The organism is Corynebacterium mendelii (genome assembly GCF_017307055.1).
Classification (GTDB): domain Bacteria; phylum Actinomycetota; class Actinomycetes; order Mycobacteriales; family Mycobacteriaceae; genus Corynebacterium; species Corynebacterium mendelii.
In genome coordinates, this window is record NZ_JAFLEQ010000008.1 from 457,512 (window position 1) to 464,227 (window position 6,716).

Below are 6,716 nucleotides of genomic sequence, written 5' to 3' on the forward strand. Positions count from 1 at the left end.
GTGGCGGCCGCCGGTGGGCGGGATGGCGGACAGGGCTTCGGCGGCATCGACGGCCGAAGCTCAGATGGGGCGAGACAATCAGTGTCTCCCCCTGGCGCAGGGCGGTATGCGCCAGCGGCACCGCCGGGTCGACCGGCAGACCGGCGGCGGTGTGCGCCCGCCACGGCAGCCCGGTGATGGGACTGCCTGCCAGCTCAAGGACCTCGTCGAGGATGTCGGCCAGTCTCGCCTGCACCGGAAGCGCCATATCCACCGCCGGCGGCTGCTGCGGGCTGTCAGGGACGCAGACCTTGACAATCACCCGTATGGCGTGGTCATCGGACACGAGGTACCTCCCGAAAAGTCAGGATCGGCGCGGTGGGTCGAGCCTGATCGACAACAAGCTGTGTGTTCGCCCGTGTTGGTCTTGCCCGCCTGCCCCACCGGTTCCATGCACCCCCGTTGGAAGGCCCCCGGGCGGTGCCCCCGGGGAACCGCCCGGGGGCCGGTGGCGGACCAACACCGGTGACAACAAGGACCACACTCCCGGCGTCCCCGCCGACACCCCGCAGAGGTTTGCCACCCGCCATGCCCAACACCACACGCCCCCGAGACACCACCGTCGTGCGGCCCCTGACCATCGACGAGCGGATCGCCTGGCCGCCGCCCCCGGTCGGTCAGCTGGCGGTTGATCCCGTCCCGGCGGCGGACAAACCCGCCAAACAGCCGCTCACCCGGCTGATCATGCCGCTGGTCATGGTGGTGGCCATGGTGGCGATGGTGGGGTTCATGGTGTTCTCCGGCAGGGGCATCAACCCGATGATGATGCTGTTTCCGCTGATGATGCTCGCCTCCATGGGGGCAATGTTCGGCGGATCCTCCGGCGGGGATCCGGATGAGACCCGCCGGACCTACCTGCGGCACCTGCAGACGGTGAAAACCACCGCCCTCGACAACGCCGCCGCCCAGAAAGCCCACGCCGAATGGCGTTTCCCGGCCGCGGCCGACCTGTGGTCGATGGTGTCCTGCGACCGGTTGTGGGAACGCGCCGCCGGGGATCCGGATGTCGGCTGGGTGCGGGTGGCCACCGGCACCGTGGCCCTGGACACCCCGGTGACGTTGAGTGAGGCCGGTGCCCCGGAAGATGTGGATCCGGTGTGCGCGGTAGCGGCCAACCACATGATTGCCGGGGTGTCCTCGGTCCCCGACAGTCCCATCGGGATCACCCTCACCGACTTCCCGGTGATCCGCATTGACGGGGACGCCGCCGCTGACCTGGCCCGCTCCCTGGTGGCCCAGCTGGTGTTCCACCACGGGCCGGAACTGGTCGGGGTGAGTGTTGCCGGCAACGGATTCGGGTGGGTCAAATGGCTGCCCCACGCCCGCGGCGACGCCGCCGGGGCGGCCCACCGGATTCTGCTCAACTGCGCCCCCGACGGGCAGGTCGACGCCGCCGGGGAGCAGTTCGACACTGTCATCGATCTGGCGTCCCGGCCGCAGTCGGTGCTGTGGCACACCGCCCACGACAGCGGGCTGATGCTCACCGCCACCACCGGGCAGCCGGGCCCGGCCCGGCTGCTGGTGACCACCACCGCCGGTGATGAACAGCTGGGGCTGGCCGATGTGCTCAGTGAGGCCGCGGCGGCGGTGCTGGCGCGGAAAATCACCGGTTTGACCCGGCCCGCGGTCACCGACCGGGGGCCGGTGTCGGCGGGGCTTTTGAACATGTGCGGTTTCGCCGAACCCGGCCGCCTGCAGCCGGAAACCATGTGGCCGCCCCGGCAGGCCGCCGACCGGCTGGCCGTTCCGGTGGGACTGTCGGATAAAGGCCGTCCGGTGGTGCTCGACATCAAAGAGTCGGCCCAGGGCGGGGTCGGCCCGCACGGGCTGTGCATCGGCGCGACCGGTTCCGGCAAATCGGAACTGCTGCGCACCCTGGTGGTGGCGCTGGCGGCCACCCACAGCCCCGATGACGTCAACTTCGTGCTGGTCGACTTCAAGGGCGGGGCGACATTCCTCGGGCTGGACAGCCTGCCGCACACCTCGGCGGTGATCACCAACCTGGCCGAGGAAGCCGTGCTGGTCGACCGCATGCACGACGCGATCTCCGGGGAGATGAACCGCCGCCAGGAGATGCTGCGCGAGGCCGGGAACTACAAAAACGTCGACGACTACAATAAGGCCCGCCGGGAGGGAAAGGATCTGCCGCCGCTGCCCGCCCTGGTGATCATTCTCGACGAGTTCAGTGAGCTGCTCGGCCAGCACCCCGACTTCGCGGATCTGTTCACCGCCGTGGGGCGGCTGGGCCGCAGTTTGCACATCCATCTGCTGCTGGCCTCCCAGCGGCTGGAAGAAGGCAGACTGCGCGGGCTGGATTCCCACCTGTCCTACCGGCTGGGGCTGAAAACCTTCTCGGCGGCGGAATCCCGCCAGGTGCTCGGGGTCACCGACGCCTACCATCTTCCGGCCCGCCCGGGGGAGGGGATTTTCCGCTCCGATGCCGATGAGCTGACCCGTTTCCGGGCCAGCTACGTCTCCGGGCCGATGGATCCGGCGGAAGGATCAGCCGAACGGCCCCCGCAGCTTGTCCACCCGATCCTGTTCACCGCCGCCGACGATATTGCCGCGGCCTCGGTCGCGCCGGTGGAATCGATCACCACAGCCGACGGCCAGCCCCCGGTGACAACGGTCGATTTCGTGGTGGCCGCCGCCTGCCGGGCGGCGGCGGCCCGGGGCATGCGGGCGCACAAAATCTGGCTTGACCCGCTGCCGCCCGCGATTTCCCTGGGCCAGCTGATCGGTGATGCCGACACCACCGGTGAAGGGGGACTGGCCGCCACCATCGGTCTGGTCGACCGGCCTGCCCACCAGTCGCAGGATGTGTTCGCCGTGACACTCGACGGGGCCGGCGGGCACATGGCCGTGTGCGGCGCACCGCGCACCGGAACCACCACCGCACTGGTGACCACCGCCGTGTCCCTGGCTGTGGGCCACAGCAGCGACCGGGTTCGTTTCTATGTCATTGATCTGGGCGGCGGCACAGCCGCTTCCCTCAGGGAGCTGCCGCACACGGCCGGGGCCGCCCGCCGCGGGGAAGACGAGAAAATCCACCGCATCATCGATGAGGTCACCGGGCTGATCGACCATCCCGACAGCCGCCACACCTTCCTGATCATCGACGGCTGGCACACCGTGGTCAGTGACTACGCCGACAGTGACATCACCGACAGCCTGGGGCGGATCGCCTCCGACGGCCTGGGCGCCAACGTCCACCTGCTCATCGGGGTGCAGCGCTGGTCGCTGATCAGACCGAATGTGCGGGATTTGATCGGCACCCGGCTGGAACTGCGGCTGACCGAAGCCATGGATTCCCTGGTGGACCGGCAGGCGCAGAAAAACATTCCCCCCGCCCCCGGGCGGGGACTGACCCCGCAGGGCGAGCATCTGCTGGTTGCCCTGACCGGCCCGGAAGAGATCAGCCATGCCGCGGCGCGGGCGCGCGCCCGCGGCGACCGGCCGGTGGCGCCGCTGAAGATGCTGCCCGAGACCATCACCGTCGATCAGCTCGATGCCCCGGCCGGCACGGTGGTGCTGGGAGTTGGTGGTGCGGCGCTGCAGCCGGTGGTGTTCGACCCCGCCCAGCAGGATCACCTCATCTGTTTCGGCTCCCGCGGCTGCGGCAAATCCACCCTGGTGGCCACCATGGCGGCCGGTGTGACTGCCCTGGGACGCCAGGCCGCCCGCATGGTGGTGCTCGACCCCAGGCGACGGCACTTGGGTGCTTTCGACCAGGACATGACGGCGTTTTACGCGGCCACCCCCGACGACTGTGCCGCCGCGGTGGAAAAACTGGCCGTCACCCTGAAAAAACGCCTGCCCCCGGCCGATGTCACCCCGCAGGCGCTGAAAGAACGCAGCTACTGGCAGGGGCCGGAAATCTGGGTGCTCATCGACGACCATGATCTTCTGCCCGACGGGGTGCTCAGCCCCCTGGTGCCGCTGGTGCCCCACGCCCGGGACATCGGGCTGCATGTGGTGCTGGCCCGCAAAGCAGGCGGTGCCGCCCGCGCCCTGTGGGATCCGTTCATCGGACGGATCAAAGACCAGACACCGGTGGCGGTGCTCATGGACTGCGACCGGGAGGAAGGAACCCTCTTCGGCATCCGGGCGGGCCACCAGCGGCGCGGCCGGGCGCGGCTGTCCATTGACGGCGACAACGCCGGTATCTGCCACATCGCCATGCCCGGCCGGTAGCCCGCCGCGAAGTGCCCCCACACATTCGAACACGCAAAGGACCCGCACACATGACAGTGACCCAGCCCACCGGCACCACGCCGGACAACGACACCGCAGACACCCCCGGGACCGCCGGGGCATCGGACGACGGTCCCGGGAAACTCCTGGTCGATATCTCCGATACGGTGACCACCTTCACCGGGGCGGACAATCTCACCCGCTACGACCTGACGGCGACCGGCATAACCGAAGGATGGGCGATTCCCGCCGCCATCGACCAGATCAAAGACAGCAGCCGCGGCAGCTGGCCCGATCTCACCGTCACCGTGACCGGTAACCCGGCCGCCGCAACACAACTGTCGGCAACACTGCGCGGGCTGGGGGTGACAGTCAGCGGCAACCGCGCATCACCGCCGGACACCGACACCGGTGACACCGGCACACACACCGCCACAACCCCCACCGCCGCCGGTGGCACCACTGACCGGCCGGGCGGATTCGACGATCTGACAGTCATTCCCGACCAGCCCGCGGCTGACGGCTCCCGGCCACGGCCCCCGAGCACGGTCGCCGCCCTGGACAGCCTGGCGGCCACGGCCCCGGAGCCGGTGCGTGACACACCACCTGCCCCACCGCCGGCCATGGCGGCCACCACGACCGCCCTGACGGCCGACCGCAGCCGCCCGGACGCCCCCGGCGCAATCCCCGATACGCCGCCGCCTACAGCGGTCAGACCGGGCCGGACAACATTCACCCCGGCCGACCGGCCATCGCGCGGCACGAACAGCACCCGGCAGCAACGCCGCGCCGGGCGCTGGTCCGGCACCCCGGTGGCGGTCGCCGCCGGAGTGCTCGCCGCCGTCATTGCGGCCGCCCTGTGGTTTGTCGGCGGCAGACACAATCCGCCGCCCCCGGATGGCACCGGTGCTGTTCCGGCCGCCACCGCCCCGCCGGCCGCCACCGCGGTACCGGTTGCCACCGCCCCGCCTGCCGCCACCGCCCCGCCGGCCGCCACCGCGGTACCGGTTGCCACCGCCCCGCCGGACACCGAGGGGGATGGGACTGCGCCATCATCGGCGCCCGGGGCCGTGCCCGCCGGGCCGGGTCCCGACGGGGCGGTCACCGGGCCGGTGACGGTGACGGGAACTCATCTTGTTTTCTTCCTCCCGGAGGGCTACACGAGTATCGAAAAGGGCACCGACGATTACCTGGTCACCGGACCGGATCCCCTGCTGCGGGTGCACATTGCGGCCGATCCGGCCGAAGGGAGTCCATCCCAGACCTCCCGGGGCATCAACCGGGCAGTGAAAAACCAGCGGGATCTTCGGGCGGGTGCCAGCCAGGGGATTGTCACCCGGCCGGGTGGCACGGTTGTCACCTACACCGAACAGCCCGGCGACGGGTCGGTTGTCATCTGGTCGACCTGGGTGGAAGAGACCACCCGGCTCTCTGTCGGATGCCACACAAAAACGGCTCCCACCAGTGATTTGATTGCTTCCTGCCGGACTGTCGCCGCGGCGGTAGGGGGGAGGTGATCACCCCCGTTGAACCGATGGGCGCCACCACCAGACCAACAACAGTGAGAAAAACAACAACCCACCCACACAACAACCGGCTGCTGTAACGCCGTCGGCAACGGGCGGGAACGGTGTTTTTCACTCCACCCACCAACACACCGCTCCCGCGGGACCGCATATCCGCTGCCGCACCCCGGCCACAGGCGCCGGGATGGGGGAAGCAGCGGGAAGACAACCCCGGTGAGCGACGATCTTTCCCACAAGAAGGGGGAACCACCCGCATGTCCCAAGCATTCAGGACAGAAGCAGATGTCATGGTCGCGACCGCAGGCCGGGTCGACGACACCAACAACGAGGTGCAGGGCGAACTCAAGCGCCTGCGCGGCGTGGTCGACGGGCTGCGCGGCTCGTGGGCCGGCCAGGCCCAGGCGTCATTCGACAGCCTGATGCTCCGCTGGGAGGAATCAGCCACCAAACTCTCCGGTGCACTGACCTCCATCAGCGAGAACATCCGCTCCAACGCCTCGTCGTTTTCCAACATGGAAGCCGACAACGCCCAGGCCTTCCGGGCCGTCGGCGGTGACGGACTCGACCTGTAACACCACGCCGAAGCATCCACGTCCTTCAACCAGAAAAGAGAACACGAAATGGACTCCATGATCCGCTACCAGTTCGGTGCCATTGAGCAGGCATCGGCCGACATCACCGCGACCTCGGGACGCATCACCAGCACACTGGACAATCTGAAAGCCACCCTGCAGCCGATGGTCGGCAGCTGGGAAGGTGAATCCGCGGAAGCCTACAAGCAGGCGCAGCAGCAGTGGGATTCCGCCGCCGCCGAACTCAACCGGGTGCTGGCCACCATCGCCGGCACCGTCCAGGAAGGAAACCAGCGGATGAGTGACATCAACCGCCGGGCCGCCGCCTCCTGGAGCTGACCACCGCTGAGGTGATCCCCGCCGCCCCGGATCCCTTTCGGGTATG

The 6,716-nt window shown here is 69.1% G+C and carries 5 protein-coding genes; 4 read left to right on the plus strand and 1 reads right to left on the minus strand.

Features of this window, described 5'->3' with window-relative positions; genetic code table 11:
* Positions 1 to 325, minus strand: a 325-nt coding sequence (locus JZY06_RS05290) for an EsaB/YukD family protein (RefSeq protein ID WP_330617132.1), incomplete at its 3' end; no start/stop codon positions are given.
* Between the two features lie 242 nt (positions 326 to 567).
* Between JZY06_RS05290 and eccCa the strand changes: the two genes are divergently transcribed.
* The 4 genes from eccCa to JZY06_RS05310 all read left to right on the plus strand — a co-directional run bounded on the left by eccCa (position 568) and on the right by JZY06_RS05310 (position 6,670).
* Positions 568 to 4,233 carry a type VII secretion protein EccCa gene (gene eccCa / locus JZY06_RS05295; RefSeq protein WP_207118906.1) on the plus strand — a complete coding sequence of 1,222 codons (3,666 nt, stop codon included), beginning with the start codon at positions 568 to 570 and terminating at the stop codon, positions 4,231 to 4,233.
* A 50-nt stretch (positions 4,234 to 4,283) separates the two neighbouring features.
* Positions 4,284 to 5,750 (plus strand): type VII secretion-associated protein, encoded by a 1,467-nt coding sequence (locus JZY06_RS05300; protein WP_207118908.1) that lies wholly within the window; start codon positions 4,284 to 4,286, stop codon positions 5,748 to 5,750.
* Between the two features lie 263 nt (positions 5,751 to 6,013).
* Positions 6,014 to 6,331 carry a WXG100 family type VII secretion target gene (locus JZY06_RS05305; RefSeq protein WP_207118910.1) on the plus strand — a complete coding sequence of 106 codons (318 nt, stop codon included), beginning with the start codon at positions 6,014 to 6,016 and terminating at the stop codon, positions 6,329 to 6,331.
* Between the two features lie 48 nt (positions 6,332 to 6,379).
* Positions 6,380 to 6,670, plus strand: a complete 291-nt coding sequence (locus JZY06_RS05310) for a WXG100 family type VII secretion target (RefSeq protein WP_207118912.1) — start codon at positions 6,380 to 6,382, stop codon at positions 6,668 to 6,670.
* The last annotated feature ends 46 nt before the right edge of the window (positions 6,671 to 6,716 follow it).